We start from the raw sequence: 15,880 nt of genomic DNA, 5'->3' as shown, positions 1-15,880 counted from the left end.
CGTCACTGCGCCGCCACCCGGGCCGGTCGGGCGGCAACTGGTTCCAGCCCGCGCCTTCCGGTGAGCACGGCGGCGGCGATCTTCAGTTTCACGGGGGTGGGCACGCTGATCCTCGCCCGGATCAGGTCCGGTGCAGGGGTGACGCGGATCCGCTCGGCCAGTTCGGCGAAGAGCTCCTGGGCCAGGGCCACGGCCAGGCGGCAGGACGTGGGCAGGCTGCGGAGCACCGCGCGGGATTCCTGCAGGTCGTGGTCAATGTCCGCCAGGAGCCGGATCTTCTGTGCCTCGTCGAAGTTTGCGGGGCTGACGCCGGGGAAGTAGCTGCGGCCCAGGGACGTGAAGTCCTCTGCAAGGTCGCGCAGGAAGTTGATCTTTTGGAAGGCCGCGCCCAAGTGCCGGGCGCCGCGCTCCAGCCGGGCCCGTTCCTCCGCGCTGACCGGTTGCCCGTAGAGAAAGCACCTCAGGCACATCAGGCCCACCACTTCCGCGGACCCGTACACGTACTCGGTGAAGGATGCCAGCGTGTGTTCCGACTGCTCCAGGTCCGCCCGCATCGAGGCGAAGAACGGGCGGGTGAGATCGGTGCCGATGCCGGTTCGGCGGGCGGTGTCCGCGAACGCGTGGATCACCAGGTTGCTGCTGTAGCCGGTGGCCAGGGCGTTCTCGGTTTCCTGCTCGAACGCGTCCAGCTGCCGCCGGCTCTCCTCAGGTGACAGGCCCGCCGCGGAGGTGACGCCGTCGACAATCTCATCCGCCACCCGCACCAGCGCGTACACGGAATCCACCTGGCGGCGGACGGCGTCGTCAAACAACTTGGAGGCGAGGCCGAAGGAACTCGAATAGGAGCGGAGCACCACGCCGGAGGACTTGAGGGCGGCGGCGGTGTAGTCGGCCAGCGCGTCGCGGTCCCGCTTCATGCGCCCATCCGATCGGTGACCAGGCGGGACAGGGGGGAGAGGCCGTCGCGCAGCTCGTGCGGCACGAACGGCTGGACCAGGACATCCAGGGCCCGTTCGGTGAGGTCCGCGGCGAGTTTCAGGGTCTTGTCCCGTGCTCCGGAGGCCACCAGGAGTTCGCGGATCTCGGCGGCATCCCTGGCCGTGAGGTCCTTGGAGAGCAGCTCTCTGATGCGGGTCCACTGGGGTTGCTGCGCGGCGTAGGAGATCAGGGCCGTGCGCTTGCCCTCGCGCAGGTCGCCCCAGCCGGTCTTGCCGGTCCTCGACTCATCCCCGAACGCGCCCACCATGTCATCAGCCACCTGGTACGCAGTGCCAATGATGCGGCCAAACCCGCCCAGGGCCTCCACCAGTTCCCGGTCCGCGCCGGCCAGGACGGCTCCGGCGCGCAGCGGCGTGTCGAAGGAGTACACGGCCGTTTTCAGCCTGGACATCTCCAGGACCTGGTCCACGGTCTGTGGCGTGGGGTCCAGGGGTGCCAGCACGTCCAGGAGTTCGCCGGCCGCCGAAGCCATGACGGCCTCGTCAAGGAGGTCGCCCAGCCGCTGCCGGATGGCCGGGTCCGCCTCGACTTCGGACAGGAACCGGTATGCGTTGGACAGCGCCAGGTCCCCGGCGATCACCCCGGCGGACAAGCCGGTGTGCTCTGCCCTGTCCGGGCTGCTGCCCTGGTCCGTGGCGAGGCTGCGGTAGGCGCCGGCGAGGTTGGGCATCCCGCGGCGGGTGAAGTCCTGGTCCACCACGTCGTCGTGGATGATCAGGGCAGTGTGCAGCAGCTCGTAGGAAGCGGCCAGCGTGGCTGCCGCCGTCCTGTCGCTGCCGCCCAGCAGGGAGTAGGTGGTCATCACCAGCCGGGGACGGAAGCGCTTGCCACCCACCGTGCAGGCCTCAAGGTGTTCCCACAGGCGAAGGTACTGGGGGTGCAGCGCGCCGGCCCTCATCTTGGCCCGGGCAAAGAAGGATTGCAGAACGTCATTGACCAAGCGGCCGTCATCGGTGTGCGCCAGCGTGGTCCCCGTATCCATAGGTAAAGTAAACACGGGCACCTATGGGAGGGCAATTGAACGGGAAGACAGAGCAGGTGGTCCTGGCCGCCGACGACGGAACACCCGTTGGCGTCGAGGACAAAGCTGCCGTGCACACCTCCTTCACGCCCCTGCACCTGGCCTTCTCCGCCCACGTGTACGATTCCGATGGCCGCATCCTCCTCACCCGCCGCGCCTTGTCCAAGCTGACCTGGCCCGGAGTCTGGACCAATTCCTTCTGCGGGCACCCCGCTCCGGGAGAGGAACTCGAGGATGCCGTGCGGCGCCGGGGCGAGTACGAGCTCGGCCTGCACCTTTCGGACATTGAACTGCGGGTTCCGGACTTCCGATACCGGGCGGTGGATGCCTCCGGCGTGGTGGAAAACGAGATTTGCCCGGTCTTCACGGCGCGCGCCACGTCGCCGCTGGATCCCCGGGCCGACGAGGTCATGGAATGGCAATGGACCGATCCCGCCCTGATCACCGCCGCGGTGGCCGCAACCCCCTGGGCCTTCAGCCCATGGCTGACCCTCCAGCTGCCGCTGCTCTACCCGGAGCGGTTCGGCGCTTAGGTTCCTTGTGTCACCGTTGTGGTGACGGACGACGGCGGCGCTCGCCGCAGGCTTGCAGTGTCACCTTCCAGCGCTCCCAGGGAGGCAGCTGCCGCCAGTGGATTCCCAGGGTGTGGAAGGCGCGCTTTAACCGCAGGCGTGCGTCGGCGCCTCCTGCCAACGCGCGGGCCGAAATGCCAACCTTCAGCGAGGGATCGTAGGCCGTGCGGCGGGTGGGGTCCAGCGCAAAGCCGAGGTCGACGTCGTCGTGCACGCCCGTGTCCAGCCGGTTCACCCTGGTGCGGGCCTGCTCCCAGTCCTGTCGGCGGAAGGCGCAGTTGGAGCCGAAGGGCGGCCAATGCCCCATGGCCGCGCCCATCAGGACGAAGTAGGCCTGAATGTAGGCGACCCCGGCGAGTTTGCCGCGGATCCTGCCGGTGCCGTAGAAGACGCCGGGCCCGGTGAGAAGGGCCAGGTCCGGTTCCTGCTCGAAGCGCCGGCAGATGCGTTCCAGCCAGTCCAGCGGCGGCACGCTGTCCGCGTCGCAGCGGGCGATGATGTTCCCGCGGGCCGCGTCGTAGCCGGCGGAGGCTGCGGCGGCGATCCCCGGCACGTTTTCGTGAAGGACCCGGGCGCCGTACTTTGCTGCGATTTCTCCCGTGTTGTCGCTGGAGGCGTTGTCCACCACGATGATTTCCAGCGGAGCCATGGTCTGGGACTGCAGGGCCTGGAGGCAGCGTTCCAGGAAAGGGCCGTCATCCTTGCACGGGATGACCACGGAGAGGGACGGCATTCCCCGATGCTAGCCTGCTTCGCTGTCCTTCCGCCTGATCGCGGGCCCTGCCTGATTTTCGACGCGCATATCCATCCGCGATGCGGTTCCCCGTTTTCGACTCGCAGACTCGGTTGCGCTCCCCAAATGTGGGTCGCGGGAAGGAACCTGCGCGGCGGAATCCCATTCGCGCGTCGAAATCCGCCTGTCCGGTCCACCTAGGATGGTCCCCATGAAGGCTGCCCGAGACGCGGAGTCCGTTGCCCTGGTGATCAACGCCGGTGCGCGCCTGGCCGCGGCCGGGGCGGAGCCGGTGGTGGAGAAGCTGCGGCAGGCCGGCCTGCCGATCTCCGCCGTGCACCTCGTCCGGTCCGGTGGCGATCTGGCTTCGACACTCGAGGCTGTGTCCTCGAAGGGGCATGACCTGGTGGTCGTCGGCGGCGGCGACGGCACCGTGTCCTTCGCTGCCGGGCGGTTCGCCGGAACTGGAACGGTGCTGGGGGTCCTACCCTTGGGGACAGCCAACGACCTTGCCCGCACCCTCGAAATTCCGGCCAACCTTGAGGCGGCGTGTGCTGCGCTCGCCGACGGGAAAGTGGTGGACATCGACCTGGGGCGGGCCAACGGCGAGCCCTTTCTCAACGTGGCGTCGGTTGGCCTGTCCGTGGGGGTGACCGAAAGCCTGAGCCCGCGGCTGAAGCGGAGGCTGGGGCCGCTGGCCTACGGCGTTGCCGCGGTGCGCGCGTATGCCCGGCACAAGCCCTTCCGTGCCTGGCTCGAGTTCCCGGAAGGCGACCACGAACCGCTGGAGCTAGAGAACATGCTGCAGGTGGCGGTGGGCAACGGCCGGCATTACGGAGGCGGCAATGCGGTCTCGCCCACCGCCGGCATCGACGATCACACTCTGGACATCTACGCCATCCCCGGGGCGCCGCTCCGGGAACACGTAAGGATCGCCCGGCTGCTCAAGGACGGCAGCTTCGTGGAGCGCGACGGCGTGTACCACTTCACCACGACTCGGGTCCGGCTGGTCACCGAGCCGCCAATGCCGGTGAACCTCGACGGCGAGATCGCCACAGTCACGCCCGCGGACTTCACCATCGACCGCAACGCCGTGCACGTCGTGGTGCCGCAATACAGCACCGCGGCGAGGCTGGACTCGTAGGGGAGCCCTCCGCGGCCGCTTGCCCTTCCCCGTTTTCGAGGCGCAAGTCCCTCCGCGACACGGTTCCCCATTTTCGAGGCGCAGATTCCTTTTCGCTCCCCCAATTTGGGCCGCGAAAAGGAATCTGCGAGTCGACATCCCATTCGCGAGTCGAAATCCAAGGTGCGTGCCGTCGTCGTACTTCTTTGAGGGATGTGGGGGCCGACGGCTTTTTTCGGATCGACGCTGATCCGTTGCCTCCGCCGTCGGCCCCTGGCCTGTGTGGAATGGGGGGTGTGGTTGCCTGGCGGCGCCGCTTCTTAGCGCCGCCAGGCACTGAGACCATCGGTTTTATCCGATGCAGGCGCGGGTTGACTGGGCCCAGTTCCCAGGTGCATCAAGGTTGCGTCCCCGTCCTTCACGCACCACTTTGAAGGGAATGCCTCAAGGACCTGTTTGCTTTCGATCAAGATTGCATCAAGGTCGGCGAAATTTCGTGCCGGCAGACGTTGAGGGCGTTCCCAACACAACGGAAGCGCTGCAGATCTGGCAAGAGACCTGCAGCGCTTCCGTTGTTTTGCCGTTTCTACCGTGCGGTGTAGTCCTCGGCTGCCTTGCGCAGGCGGCTGTGGGCGCCGCCATATGCTTGGGCGCCCTGGAGCGTCCACTTGGGCAGCTTGGCCACCATCGTGTAGTTGGGGTCGCATACGTTGGCCGCCGGGGCCAGGCCCATCTGGCTGACCAGCTGGTAGGAGTCCAGCAGGTCCATTCCAGTCAGGTCCGAGGTCCAGGCGATGAGGTCCTTCTGGCTAATCCGGTACGCATCCTCAAGCGGGCGGGTGGAACCGGTGCTCATGATGAAGTCGTCGTTCTCCAGGCGGGGCCAGGCGGCGGCACCCTCCTTGATCAGGTCCACGGCGATCACCGAGTTCATGGCGGATTCCAGGCCGGTGCCGCAGACTTCGCCCTCGCCCTGGCGGGCGTGGCCGTCGCCGAGGGATAGCATGGCCCCGGACACGTTGACCGGCAGGTACAGCGTGGTCCCGGCACGGGCTTCCGGGGTGTCCATGTTCCCGCCGTGCGTGGACGGCGTCATGACCAGCCGGACTTCGCCGCCGGCAGGGGCCACACCCACGGTGCCGTGCATGGGATCCAGCGGCAACTGAAGCCGGAAGTCGGAGTTCCGCGCCTTGAACGAGGCGGTCCAGTTTTCCAGGTCGATGTAGTAGAACCAGACGCGTTCCTCCAGCGACTCGTTGAGCGTGGCCGTCTCGCGCGTTCCCGTCATGGCGCCGAACTGCGGAAGCACGCAGGACACCGCGTACTTTCGGGCCGGCACTATGGAGACGAAATGGACGGCCAGCATGTCGCCGGGTTCCGCGCCCGCCACCTCGATGGGCCCCGAGACAGGGTTCATCTCGTTGAAGGGCACCACTTCGCTGGGCAGTTGGTCAGGGGAGGTGACCCGGCCGCCGAAGCAGTCCTCGGTGCTGACCTCCACAATGTCGCCGGGCTTGATGCTGATCATCGGCTCCCGGCCGCCGAACACGTACGAGTATTCGCCTGGCTGGGGCGCGAGTTTGTGGACAACCATCTTTACTGAACCTCCGCTGCTTCAGGTTCCCCTGCCGCCGTCGTAATTGGTACTTCCTTCTTACCCATGCGCCCGGTCTTGAACAGGACGACGGCGACGACGATCCCCACGATAGTATTTTGGTCCTCGCGCCCGGAAGATCTCACGAAGTCAGGCAGCCCAGGCTCTCCTCGACTCGCTTCCCGGTTTTCGCGGCGCACCTTCCTTTGCGCACCCCAAATGCGGGCTGCGAAAAGGAATCTGCGCAGCGGAATCGCATTGGCGCGTCGAAAGCGCAGGTGCCGGCCGCCGTCGTACTTTTGTCCTGCCTGTGACCGGGGAATCTGGTGCTGGTTAGTACCTGACGGTGCTTAGGTGTTGGGGGCCGCAGCCTTCCTGGCCAGCGCTTCCGCCATTTTCTGGACCTTGGTGCCGTAGCCGCCGTTGACTGCGGTGTCCTTGATCTTGTTCGCCTGCGCATCCAGATCAGCGGGGGCGGCGTTCTTAAGTGCCGTCAGATCCGTCTGGAGATTTGCGGGGAGCTTGGCAAACAGTTTCGGGTGGCCGATGAGCTGGCTGGCCACCTGCTGGAGCCCGGCGCCCGGGTTGCCCGAGCTGAACGCGGTGCGCAGCTCCTGGCGAAGCCCGGCCAGGCTGGTGGCGGCCTTCTCCGCCGCGTCGGCGCGCTTCTGGATCTCGGCGCCGTACCCGCCGGACAGGGCAGTGGTCTTGATCTTGTAGGCGTCCTTCACCCTGTCGGCCGCGGGGGCGTCCTTGAGGGTGGTCACGTCTGCCTGAAGGGCGGCGGGGAGCTTTGCGAAAAGCTGGGGGTGGTTCACCAGGGCGGCGGCGGCCTTTGCCGCACGGTCGCCGGCGGACTGCGGGCTGTCCGCCTTCAGGCTGAGGAAGGCCTCCAGGCCACCCGAGCCCTTTGGCATGTGGGCCTTGGCCGCCGCAGCGGGGGAGGCTGTTGACGTGAGGGTTGACGTGGGGGAGGCGGACGCAGCACCGACGCCTGCGGCGGCCATGGCACCCGCGGCGAGGACTGCCGCCGCCCCGACTCCGATGCGGGATTTCATTGACGGAATTGATGGCTTCACCACGTTGTGTCCTTCCGAATTTGCGCATGCGTGCCGAACCAGTGACCGGGCACGGGTTCACTGTAGGAGCCAAGGCTGGGGAAAAGCTGAAAACGCCGTGGTTCTTGTCCGGTCCTTACCTCTGTCTGGGGTGCGGATTATGCTCGGACAATGGCGCATGATTCTCTGGCGAGACCCGTTACCCCCGGCAAACAGGGGCTTTGGCAGCGGCGCATGTGGATGTGGATCGCCGCCGCCGGACTGGACGTGTACATTCTGGGTTTCGTCATCGGGCTGCAGCCGGCGGGTCCTCTCTGCGGCAGCCCGTTGGCCCCGAACAGCCGGGCAGCTGAACTGCTGGACCAGCAGCAGGGCGGCGGCGGGGCGGCAGCTGCCTGCTACCGCAGCATCGATGCCGATTCCGTGCCCGTGTGGATCCTCCTGGCGTTGGGAATCGCTCTTGTTATCGCCGGAGTTGCGGCGCGGATCGTCATCATCCGGCGTTCCGCTGCCTGAGCCGGCCCTTAAACGAGCTGGAGCGGCGCCGCACGTACGCCACGTTGGGGCATCTGCAAGGATGGGCTGGTGGCTCACCCGGGCGCGCTGAACCTGCCGAAAGGTCCACCATGGACATCGTTGAAGTGATTTTGAATGACCACCACGAACAGCGGCGGCGGTTCGCCCTGCTCGACGAAATGCATGAGTGCGAAACTTCAGACCTGGAACCCGTGTGGAATCAGCTCCGCATCCTGCTGGAAGTACATGCCAAGGCAGAAGAGGAACTGTTCTACCCGGCCTTGATGGAACTGGGGACAGGGGCAGGCGGAAAGGACTCCGCCGGGGACGAAACCACCGACGCGATCCACGACCACAATGAAATCCGGGACGCCATCCGTGATGTCTCCGACCACCGGGCAGGGGCACCGGAGTGGTGGGAGGCGCTGTCAAAGCTCAATGAAGCCAACGGCGACCATATGGCAGAGGAAGAACGCGAAGGTTTGACCGACTTCCGGCAGCACGCTTCCCTGGAACTGCGCCACCGGCTTGGACTGTCATTCAGCATTTTCGAGTCAGCCCACGCCGGCGGCATCGAACCCGGGGACATCGATCCCGACGAGTACGTCCACGAGCACGAATAGGGCCGGCCGCGTCCGCCCGCAGTGCGGTGAAAACCGGTCACCCCGCAGCTGTTCGGCTGCAGGGTGACCGGGTCTCGCCTTCCGGGTGCCGAATCAGTCCTGGTACGGCTTACTGTTCCGGATCGGCATTTTGGAGCCGGCGCCTGACGAAGATGCCGGTCACCACCAGTGCGAGGACCAGGACGCCGGCAATGCCGCCCACCAAGGCCCACGGCACCTGGCCGACCGCGGTGCCTGCCTGGGCGGGCGCCGCCGTCGTGGGCGCGTCACTGGTTGCGCCGGAACTGCCCCCACTGCCTGCGGTACCGGCCGCGGCAGTGCCCGCCGTGGCCGCACTGTTCGCGGTGAAGCTGAAGGTTCCCTCGATGGGGTGCCCGTCCGAGGAAACCACCCGCCACACCACCGTGTACTTGCCGGCGGGCGCTCCTGCTTTGACCGCCTGGGTGACGTGGTTGTCCACGATGTCCACCGCACCATCTGCCTGGTCCGTGCCCGTGGAGTCCTCCACCCGCACGATCGAATTGATGGCGATGGGGGTGCGGTCAAAGGTCAGGCCGATTTTGGCCGGGACGCTCTGGATTGTGGCGCCGTTGGCGGGATCGCTGGATTCGAGGGCGTCGTGGGCCTGGGCCGCAGCCGAGGGTAGTACCAGGAACGCTGCTGTGGCGAGGGTGAGAAGGAGCCGCGCAGGCCAGCCCCGGCCCTTATTTTGCGCTTTCACGGACCGCCCCTTTCGTGCGCCGCCCGGCGAGGGCAACCGCCAGGGCGGTGGCACCGAGGACCAGCCCGGCAGCGCCCAGGACGATTCCCCAGACGGAAGCGGCACCGTTGGACGCGGGGGAGACCTGGGCCGCTGGTTCCGCAGCCGACGCTCCGGCCGCGGCAGCCGCCGTCGTGCCGTCCTCGGCGGTGGTGGTGAAGGACGGGGCCGGATGTTTGGGCTCGGGCTGTCCCTCGGTCTGTTCCTGGTCCCAGTTCACTACGGAGCCGTCCGTGTAGGACTGCGCCGTCTTCAACGTCACCGTGGTCCCCGCTGCCGGGAGCCTTCCCACGGACAGGGAGAACGACTGGTACTGGTTCTGGCCCAACTGGTGCGCCTCATCCGCAGTCCACACCACGGAGCTCGGCGCCTTGGTCACCGTGGTGCCAGCCACTGTGACGGGCTTGGGCAGGTCGCTGGTGATGACCTGCGCGCTCCAGCCCTCTACCGGCTTGACCGACACGGAGGTGAAAGGGGTGTCTGCAGGCAGCTTCACCTCGAGCTTGCTGGTCTTCGCGGTGGGGGATTCGTTGGGCACATTGAACGTCAGGTGCGAGTAGCCGTTGGCGCCGGTATCGTCAGGGTCCACGCTGACGTGGGCGGATGCGGCGGTGGCGCCTGCGGCGATGATTCCCGCGGCTGCCGTCGCGGCGGTCAGGGTTTTCAGGGTATGGCGAAGTGTCGTTTTCATTGCGTGCTTTCAGGGAAAGGGCGTGCTGGCAGGACCCGGCGCGGCAATCGCCCGGGTCAGGATATGAGGTGCCGCTCAGGGAGCGGTGGGAACCAGCGGCGGCCCACGCCGGGCCGGCAGCCTGAGGTTTCGCCAGCGGGAAAGAACGACGACGGCGGGCCGCGCCGGTTGGAGCGGCCAGTCAGGGATGACCACCGGCGTGAGGATCCGGATGATGGGGCGCAGCCACACGGCGAGTGCCCAGACGGCTGCTTCGCCCCGTGCCAGCACCACAGCCGTGGCCAGTGTTGCCGCGGCGTGCAGGACCAGCATCAGTGTGTTCGGAACGGCGTAGTCCGGGGTGAATGCCGTTGCGGGCAATACGGATCCGGGGCCGTGGAGGTGGCCGACAGCAACGTGCTGGAAGCCTGCGGGCACGGACAGGGCGTTGAAGGCCTCATGAAGGATCAACTGGCTGGCCACCAGGAGCCCGGCCATGGCGGGCGCGGCCACTTTGAAGCTGGCCAGGATCATGACCGGCGCCAGCACCAGCGCCACAAGCCCCAAGAAGATTACGGGGTGGGGCAGCGCACCGCCCGCCATGACGTGTGCGCCGGCAGCCAAGGCGACCATCGCCGTCGTAACAGCCATGGCGCGGGGGAAGCGCAACGGGGCACTCATGCCATACGCCACCCTTCCAGCTCGATCTTGCCGGTATCCACTCTAGGCAAGGGCCCGAGGTGCCCGTTAATCGGGCCGCCTCTTCACCGAAACGGCCCCGCTGGCCGTGACGCAAAGTGTGCTCCCGGTGCACCGTTCAGGAGCGCCCCAGACTTGAAGAGTAGGGTGAGGGCCGGTTGCGACCACTGCAGGAATACGATGCCGAGAACCGGAGACACGCATGCCCAAGGGAGTTTCTTTCCAATCCACGTCAGACTCGCCCGGGCGCCGGAACCCGTTGCGCGTCGCCGGGATCACGCTGGGCTGGTTCGCCGGCTTCCTTGCAGTCAGTGCCCTTTGCGGGGCCCTTGTTGCCGGCCTGATGATGCCGGCGGCAGCCGTCACGGAAACGGCGTTAGCGGGCGGATCTGCTGCCCTGACCACCAACCTCCCCAACGACGTTTTCTCCGCGCCCCCGGCACAGATGACGCGTGTGCTTGCAGCGGACGGGTCCCAGATCGCCACCCTTTTCAACGAGAACCGGACGCGGATTTCCCTGGACCAGATGTCGCCCAACATCAAGAACGCGATCGTGGCAATCGAGGACTACCGGTTCTATCAGCACGGCGGCATTGATCCCGAAGGCATCTTCCGGGCCCTGGCCGTGGACGCCGCCGGCGGGCACCAGGGCGCATCGACCCTGACCCAGCAGTACGTGACCAACATGCTCAACGAAAACCTGATCGCCCAGGGCAAGGACGCCCAGGTGGTGCTCAACGGTCAAAAGGGCGTGAACCAGAAGATTCAGGAGATGAAGCTCGCCATCGGCCTTGAGGAAAAGTACTCGAAGGACCAGATCCTGGCCGGATACCTGAACGTGGTGGGTTTCAACAGCAACGCGTACGGCATCCAGGCCGCCAGCCAGTACTTCTTCTCCATTGACGCCAAGGACCTCACCCTGCCCCAGGCGGCACTGCTCGCCGGCCTGGTCAATGGTCCTTCACTCTACGACCCCACCGTTCACCCGGAGGCCGCCAAGTCGCGGCGCGACCTAGTGCTGGACGCGATGCTGGAACACGGCTACATCAAGCAGCAGCAACGCGACGACGCCGTGAACACTCCCATCCAGCTCAAGCTCAACCCGCCCAAACAGGGCTGCGCGTATGCTCCCCAGGCGCAGTACTTCTGCGACTACGTCATCCACCAGATTGAGAATGACCCGGCGTACGGCGCCACGGTGGACGACCGCGACCAGAAGATCATGGCCGGCGGCCTGACCATCAAGACCACCCTGGACCCCCGACTGCAGGGACCGGCCCAGGCACAGGTGGACGCCACTGCCGGCGCCAACCCGGACAAGTGGGGCGCCTCGCTGGTAACCATTGAACCCGGCACCGGAAAAGTCCTGTCCATGGCGCAGAATTCACGGAAGCTGCCCGGACAAGGCGCCGGGTTCGTCTCTGACTACAACTTCAACGTGGACGGCAGCAACGCGGCCGGGAACAGCCTGGGTGGTGTGGGCGGCATGCAGCCCGGCTCCACCATGAAGCCGGTGACCCTGGCGGCCTGGCTTGGCGAGGGTAAGTCGACAAACCAGATCGTCGACGCCTCCAAGCGGCGCTACGGCATCTACTACCCCTGGAAGACGACCTGCCATCCCGTGCAGGGCTGGTTCGACAGCACGGTGCCGCAGTCTTCGGACCTGCAGAACGATGAGCCCAACTGGTACCGGCCCATGACGGTCCGCGAAGGCATCTACCAGTCGATCAACACGGCCACGTTTGCCTCACTGGCCGGGCTCAATGATTTCTGCGATGTCCAGCGCGCCGCAGATGCCATCGGCCTGCACCTGGGCAGCGGAAAAGACGAAAAGATCGATCTCTCAACCCTGGGAAACATCCTGGGCAGCCAAAATGTGGCACCCCTGACCATGGCGAACGCCTTCGCGACCTTTGCGGCCAACGGCACCTACTGCACTCCCATCTCCATCACGGAAGTGGACGACGCCCAAGGCAAGAAGATCGGCGGACAAACATCCTCCTGCCAGGCCGGGGCGCTGAAACCGGATGTTGCGAAGGCCGTCACCAACGTTCTCCAGGACGTCCTCACCAAAGGTTCCGGTTTGCTGATTCCGCAGAAACTCGGGGTGCCGGATGCTGCCAAGACCGGCACGAATGAATGGAACAACCAGACCTGGGTGGTGGGCTACACGAAAGGTCTGGCGACGGCATCCTTCTTCGGCGATCCGTTCAATGGCGGCCCGGGCCGGCTGGGCCGCAACATCACTGTCAACGGCAAGTTCTATCCCGCGGTGGACGGAGCATTTATCGCGGGGCCGCAATGGGCGCAGTACATGCAGGGCGTAGTGGGCCTCTACGATCACGGAAACTTCGACGCGCCGCCACAGGACCTCATCAGCGACCCCGCGGGACAACGGACCAAGAGCAACTGATCCGGGACGTTTTGGCCCCTGGGAATCGCCGTAGGGTTCGGAAGGGAAAACCAATGGAAAAGGCGCAGTCGGGAACAACCGTGCTCGACAGGACCTTCCGCATCTCCCTCCTCCTCAAGGGGTTGGACGGAGTCCTGGAACTGATCGGCGGCATTCTCCTTTTGCTGGTCACGCCGGCGCAGATCGGCGAGGTGGCCTGGTTCCTCACCCAGCATGAACTTGCCCAGGATCCCCGGGACTTCGTGGCCAACAGCGTGCTGCACATGACCGCCAACCTTTCGGGGTCGGCGTCGTTGTTTGGCGCTGCCTACCTCCTTCTGCACGGCGTGGTGAAAATCGTCCTGGTGTGGGCCGTCCTGAAGGAAAAGCTGTGGGCCTACCCCTGGATGATCGCCTTCCTGCTGGTCTTCATCGCCTACCAGCTGTACCGGATCTCCGTGTCTTTCTCGTGGGGCATGGTGCTCCTCACGGCATTCGACATCTTCATCGTGTGGATTACCTGGCGTGAGTACCGGCTCCGGCGAGCGCAGGGCCGGGCGCCTGAGGATGATGCGGCAAGGTCCCGGTCCTCGCGCTGACAGCGTGCCCTTCCAATTAGGGCACCCCTGCCTGGAACGGGGCTCCTAGGTTGCCTCGGAATCAAAAGGGGCTGCCTGCCCGGGAACCACCTTTTGCCGCCGCGGCGAAGCCCCCGTTTCCGCGCGCTCGTTCCCGTCCGGGCTCCGGGGGAGGTCAGCAGGTTCATCCAGGAGTGCCTCGCGGATAATCCGGCGGGGATCGTACTGGCGTGGATCCAGCCGCTTCCAGTCAATGTCATCGAACTCGGGCCCGAGTTCCTGGCGGAGCTGTTCCTGGGCCCCGGAAGCCATGCGGCGCAGCTCCCGGATAAGGCGGCCAAACTTGGCGGCGTATTCGGGTAATTTGTCCGGGCCAAGCACCAGGACCCCGATGATGAGGAGGACGAAAAGCTTTTCGGCGTCGATACCGAACATCCCATCATTTTACTGCCGTCCCGGCCGCAGGAGTGTGGGAAGAACTCGCCTTGGAGTCCCCACTGGACCGGAGAATTCCTGCGGTCAGGCCATCGTGGCCACGGCGAATAGTCCGGCCACTCCAACCAGGTAAAGGATCAGGACCACCAGCGAGTCGGCTCCCATGCCCAGGCGTTTCTTTTTCGGCCGGAAGAGGAGGCCCAGCAGGTAGGCCAGGGTCAGCAGGATGGCCAGGGCGGTGAGGTAGATGTCCATGGCCTGGGCCTGCGGCAGCACGGGCTTGCCGGTGATGAGGACTGCCACCAGGAACAGCACGGGCAGGAAAGCGTTGCCGCCAAAAATGTCGCTGAAAGCCAGTTTGTAGTCGCCCTGTTTCACCGATGCCAGCCCGGTGGAAATTTCGGGCAGGGAAGTGGCCAGGGCCAGGAAAGTCGCACCGAAGAGGACGCCCGAAAGCCCGATGTGCCCGGCGATCGCGTCCCCGCTGCGCTCCAGCACCACGCCTGCGCCCAGGGTTGCCAACCCAGCGACTGCGAAGATCAGGGCAGACTTGCCCGTGCTGATGTGCCGGTTCTTGTCGTTGGCCTTCTTCTTGGAATGGCCTTGAGGCTGGTCCTGCCCACCGGGGGCGTCACCTTGCTCGTGCCAGGGAAGGCCCTTCTGGGAACGCTGGACGAGGATTAGCCCGACAATCCAAATCACGGCGATCAGCACCGCGGCCGGGGTCAGGCGAAGGGCCACGAGCGAGTTCGGCATCTGGCTGCCGGCAATCACCACCCCCAGGACTGCGATGACGGTGACGGCTTCAATGACCAGGGTCAGGGACGCTGCCTTGTAGCTGAGTGGATCGGTGCCCCTGGTTCCAAACACATCGAGGATGACCAGCACGACGGTCTGGATGGCGATACCGCCCAGGATGTTTCCAACGGCCACCCCGATGTTGTTGGAAGCGGCCGCACTGACAGTGATGGCGATTTCCGGCAGATTCGTGGCAACGGCAAGCAGGATCAGGCCGCCCAGCGCCGAGCCCAGATGCAGCCGGTCATCGAGAACATCCGTCTGTTTGGAGAGGTGGATTCCCGCCACCCAGATCACCGCCGCGGCACCGGCGAAAATCAGTAACAGAACTGCCAAAGGCAGGGATTCCATGCCTCTCCCTTCCCGGGCGGCGCCCTACCGTCCAGGAAATCAGATACCCAGCGAAGGGGCCGGGAACTGAATCTGCGGCTGGGAATAGGCTGGGAATCGCCGCTTCCCGCACGACGAGGCCACATCGCCGCAGGTCAGCAGCCTGCTGTTTAGCCCTAGTAAGGCCCACGGGTTTCTAGGCAAAACTACTAATCATGCTTACTATTGTGGAGCGCGAGCTGTCCGCCGGGGGCAGAGCACCCGCGCTGCACCGGAGGTTTTTCAAGCATGGACAACGAAATGCGTCCCCTCACCGATGAAGAACTGATGTCCGAGCAGGCCACCGCCCTGCCGGACAAGGAAGTTGCGTCCGTCCTGGACCTGAATGCGGACCTGGACTTGGGCATCAACGCAGCGGCACCCATCGACCTTGCCGTCGCCGCCAACGCCAACGTGGCAGCACCCATCGACGCCGCCGCCTCGGCCAACATCCTCTCCTACGGCTCGGACGCGCAGGCCCTCTCGAGCCAGGACGCCACCATTGACCAGGGCATCACCGCCGACGCCAATGCCGACTCCACCCAGGACAGCGTGATCGGCCAGGGTGACGGCACCACTGATACGGGCACCACTGATACGGGCACCACCGACGCCGGCACCACGGACGCTACCGCTGGCACGGTCACGGATCCCACCAGCACCGGCGGGCTCACGGACACCGTCGGCGGCGCCCTGAACGGCAACCTGCTGAACGTCGACGTGAACCTGGACGCCGACGCCGCCATCGCCGCTCCCATCAACGGTGCCGTGGCCGCCAACGCCAACGTTGCCGCCCCCATCGACGCCGCAGTGGCCGCCAACATCGGCTCCATCGACAGCCAGGCCTACGCCATCTCGGACCAGAGCGCCACCATCTCGCAGCACATCGACGGCGAGGCCAACGCCACCGCGGGCCAGCAGTCCGACCTGCAGCAGTAAG

General features: G+C 65.8%; 17 protein-coding genes. 7 read left to right on the top strand and 10 right to left on the bottom strand.

Annotation, left to right across the window (positions count from 1 at the left end; translation table 11 throughout):
- Positions 1-2 precede the first annotated feature (2 nt).
- Both LFT49_RS16135 and LFT49_RS16130 read right to left on the bottom strand, forming a co-directional pair.
- Positions 3-917: a phytoene/squalene synthase family protein gene (locus LFT49_RS16135; RefSeq protein WP_237428746.1), complete on the bottom strand. Its 915-nt coding sequence runs from the start codon at positions 915-917 to the stop codon at positions 3-5.
- A complete protein-coding gene (locus tag LFT49_RS16130) occupies positions 914-1,981 on the bottom strand; it encodes a polyprenyl synthetase family protein (RefSeq protein WP_237428745.1) in 1,068 nt (355 codons plus the stop codon). The genes LFT49_RS16135 and LFT49_RS16130 overlap by 4 nt, the downstream gene beginning before the upstream one ends.
- Before the next feature lie 35 nt (positions 1,982-2,016).
- On the opposite strand from LFT49_RS16130, the gene idi reads away from it, so the two are divergent.
- Positions 2,017-2,553 (top strand): isopentenyl-diphosphate Delta-isomerase, encoded by a 537-nt coding sequence (idi, locus tag LFT49_RS16125; protein WP_237428744.1) that lies wholly within the window; start codon positions 2,017-2,019, stop codon positions 2,551-2,553.
- A gap of 10 nt (positions 2,554-2,563) precedes the next feature.
- Here the strand turns inward: idi and LFT49_RS16120 are convergent, their stop codons facing one another.
- Positions 2,564-3,325, bottom strand: coding sequence for a glycosyltransferase family 2 protein (locus LFT49_RS16120; RefSeq protein ID WP_237428743.1), 762 nt, complete (start codon positions 3,323-3,325; stop codon positions 2,564-2,566).
- 211 nt (positions 3,326-3,536) lie between these two features.
- Between LFT49_RS16120 and LFT49_RS16115 the strand changes: the two genes are divergently transcribed.
- The gene (locus LFT49_RS16115; RefSeq protein ID WP_236799301.1) at positions 3,537-4,469 is read left to right on the top strand and encodes a lipid kinase; all 933 of its coding nucleotides are present in this window, start codon (positions 3,537-3,539) and stop codon (positions 4,467-4,469) included.
- Positions 4,470-5,034: 565 nt separating this feature from the next.
- Here the strand turns inward: LFT49_RS16115 and LFT49_RS16110 are convergent.
- Together LFT49_RS16110 and LFT49_RS16105 are read right to left on the bottom strand one after the other, a co-directional pair.
- A complete protein-coding gene (locus LFT49_RS16110) occupies positions 5,035-6,042 on the bottom strand; it encodes an acetamidase/formamidase family protein (protein ID WP_237428742.1) in 1,008 nt (335 codons plus the stop codon).
- Between the two features lie 350 nt (positions 6,043-6,392).
- On the bottom strand, positions 6,393-7,100 hold the full coding sequence (locus LFT49_RS16105; RefSeq protein ID WP_237428741.1) for a hypothetical protein: 708 nt from the start codon (positions 7,098-7,100) through the stop codon (positions 6,393-6,395).
- Between the two features lie 171 nt (positions 7,101-7,271).
- On the opposite strand from LFT49_RS16105, the gene LFT49_RS16100 reads away from it, so the two are divergent.
- Positions 7,272-7,616: a hypothetical protein gene (locus LFT49_RS16100; RefSeq protein WP_236799297.1), complete on the top strand. Its 345-nt coding sequence runs from the start codon at positions 7,272-7,274 to the stop codon at positions 7,614-7,616.
- Positions 7,617-7,726: 110 nt separating this feature from the next.
- Positions 7,727-8,239: a hemerythrin domain-containing protein gene (locus LFT49_RS16095; RefSeq protein ID WP_237428740.1), complete on the top strand. Its 513-nt coding sequence runs from the start codon at positions 7,727-7,729 to the stop codon at positions 8,237-8,239.
- Between the two features lie 109 nt (positions 8,240-8,348).
- Here the strand turns inward: LFT49_RS16095 and LFT49_RS16090 are convergent, their stop codons facing one another.
- The 3 genes from LFT49_RS16090 to LFT49_RS16080 form a co-directional block, all read right to left on the bottom strand.
- Positions 8,349-8,960, bottom strand: a complete 612-nt coding sequence (locus LFT49_RS16090; RefSeq protein WP_237428739.1) for a copper resistance CopC family protein — start codon at positions 8,958-8,960, stop codon at positions 8,349-8,351.
- Positions 8,944-9,690 (bottom strand): YcnI family copper-binding membrane protein, encoded by a 747-nt coding sequence (locus tag LFT49_RS16085; RefSeq protein ID WP_237428738.1) that lies wholly within the window; start codon positions 9,688-9,690, stop codon positions 8,944-8,946. Before LFT49_RS16085 ends, LFT49_RS16090 begins: the two co-directional genes overlap by 17 nt.
- A 75-nt stretch (positions 9,691-9,765) precedes the next feature.
- Entirely contained in the window at positions 9,766-10,350 is a 585-nt protein-coding gene (locus LFT49_RS16080; protein WP_237428737.1) for a hypothetical protein, read from the bottom strand.
- Positions 10,351-10,570: 220 nt separating this feature from the next.
- Between LFT49_RS16080 and LFT49_RS16075 the strand changes: the two genes are divergently transcribed.
- On the top strand, positions 10,571-12,781 hold the full coding sequence (locus tag LFT49_RS16075; RefSeq protein ID WP_237428736.1) for a transglycosylase domain-containing protein: 2,211 nt from the start codon (positions 10,571-10,573) through the stop codon (positions 12,779-12,781).
- 53 nt (positions 12,782-12,834) lie between these two features.
- Complete coding sequence (locus tag LFT49_RS16070; RefSeq protein WP_237428735.1) at positions 12,835-13,359, top strand: DUF2127 domain-containing protein; 525 nt, start codon at positions 12,835-12,837, stop codon at positions 13,357-13,359.
- A gap of 45 nt (positions 13,360-13,404) precedes the next feature.
- Here the strand turns inward: LFT49_RS16070 and LFT49_RS16065 are convergent, their stop codons facing one another.
- Both LFT49_RS16065 and LFT49_RS16060 read right to left on the bottom strand, forming a co-directional pair.
- A complete protein-coding gene (locus LFT49_RS16065) occupies positions 13,405-13,773 on the bottom strand; it encodes a sec-independent translocase (protein WP_237428734.1) in 369 nt (122 codons plus the stop codon).
- An 84-nt stretch (positions 13,774-13,857) separates the two neighbouring features.
- A complete protein-coding gene (locus LFT49_RS16060) occupies positions 13,858-14,922 on the bottom strand; it encodes a sodium:calcium antiporter (RefSeq protein ID WP_237428733.1) in 1,065 nt (354 codons plus the stop codon).
- Positions 14,923-15,189: 267 nt separating this feature from the next.
- Between LFT49_RS16060 and LFT49_RS16055 the strand changes: the two genes are divergently transcribed.
- Positions 15,190-15,879, top strand: coding sequence for a peptidoglycan-binding protein (locus LFT49_RS16055; RefSeq protein WP_237428732.1), 690 nt, complete (start codon positions 15,190-15,192; stop codon positions 15,877-15,879).
- Position 15,880: the final 1 nt, after the last annotated feature.

The organism is Arthrobacter sp. FW306-06-A (genome assembly GCF_021870055.1).
GTDB lineage: Bacteria > Actinomycetota > Actinomycetes > Actinomycetales > Micrococcaceae > Arthrobacter.
Note: the sequence above shows the minus strand (reverse complement) of the source record. Positions and strands in the feature narration are given on the sequence as shown.

Coding starts and splice junctions, on each gene's coding strand:
- LFT49_RS16135 (WP_237428746.1), bottom strand. CDS start 917: ATGAAGCGGGACCGCGACGCGCTGGCCGACTACACCGCCGCCGCCCTC.
- LFT49_RS16130 (WP_237428745.1), bottom strand. CDS start 1,981: ATGGATACGGGGACCACGCTGGCGCACACCGATGACGGCCGCTTGGTC.
- LFT49_RS16120 (WP_237428743.1), bottom strand. CDS start 3,325: ATGCCGTCCCTCTCCGTGGTCATCCCGTGCAAGGATGACGGCCCTTTC.
- LFT49_RS16115 (WP_236799301.1), top strand. CDS start 3,537: ATGAAGGCTGCCCGAGACGCGGAGTCCGTTGCCCTGGTGATCAACGCC.
- LFT49_RS16110 (WP_237428742.1), bottom strand. CDS start 6,042: ATGGTTGTCCACAAACTCGCGCCCCAGCCAGGCGAATACTCGTACGTG.
- LFT49_RS16105 (WP_237428741.1), bottom strand. CDS start 7,100: ATGAAATCCCGCATCGGAGTCGGGGCGGCGGCAGTCCTCGCCGCGGGT.
- LFT49_RS16100 (WP_236799297.1), top strand. CDS start 7,272: ATGGCGCATGATTCTCTGGCGAGACCCGTTACCCCCGGCAAACAGGGG.
- LFT49_RS16095 (WP_237428740.1), top strand. CDS start 7,727: ATGGACATCGTTGAAGTGATTTTGAATGACCACCACGAACAGCGGCGG.
- LFT49_RS16085 (WP_237428738.1), bottom strand. CDS start 9,690: ATGAAAACGACACTTCGCCATACCCTGAAAACCCTGACCGCCGCGACG.
- LFT49_RS16080 (WP_237428737.1), bottom strand. CDS start 10,350: ATGAGTGCCCCGTTGCGCTTCCCCCGCGCCATGGCTGTTACGACGGCG.
- LFT49_RS16075 (WP_237428736.1), top strand. CDS start 10,571: ATGCCCAAGGGAGTTTCTTTCCAATCCACGTCAGACTCGCCCGGGCGC.
- LFT49_RS16070 (WP_237428735.1), top strand. CDS start 12,835: ATGGAAAAGGCGCAGTCGGGAACAACCGTGCTCGACAGGACCTTCCGC.
- LFT49_RS16065 (WP_237428734.1), bottom strand. CDS start 13,773: ATGTTCGGTATCGACGCCGAAAAGCTTTTCGTCCTCCTCATCATCGGG.
- LFT49_RS16060 (WP_237428733.1), bottom strand. CDS start 14,922: ATGGAATCCCTGCCTTTGGCAGTTCTGTTACTGATTTTCGCCGGTGCC.
- LFT49_RS16055 (WP_237428732.1), top strand. CDS start 15,190: ATGGACAACGAAATGCGTCCCCTCACCGATGAAGAACTGATGTCCGAG.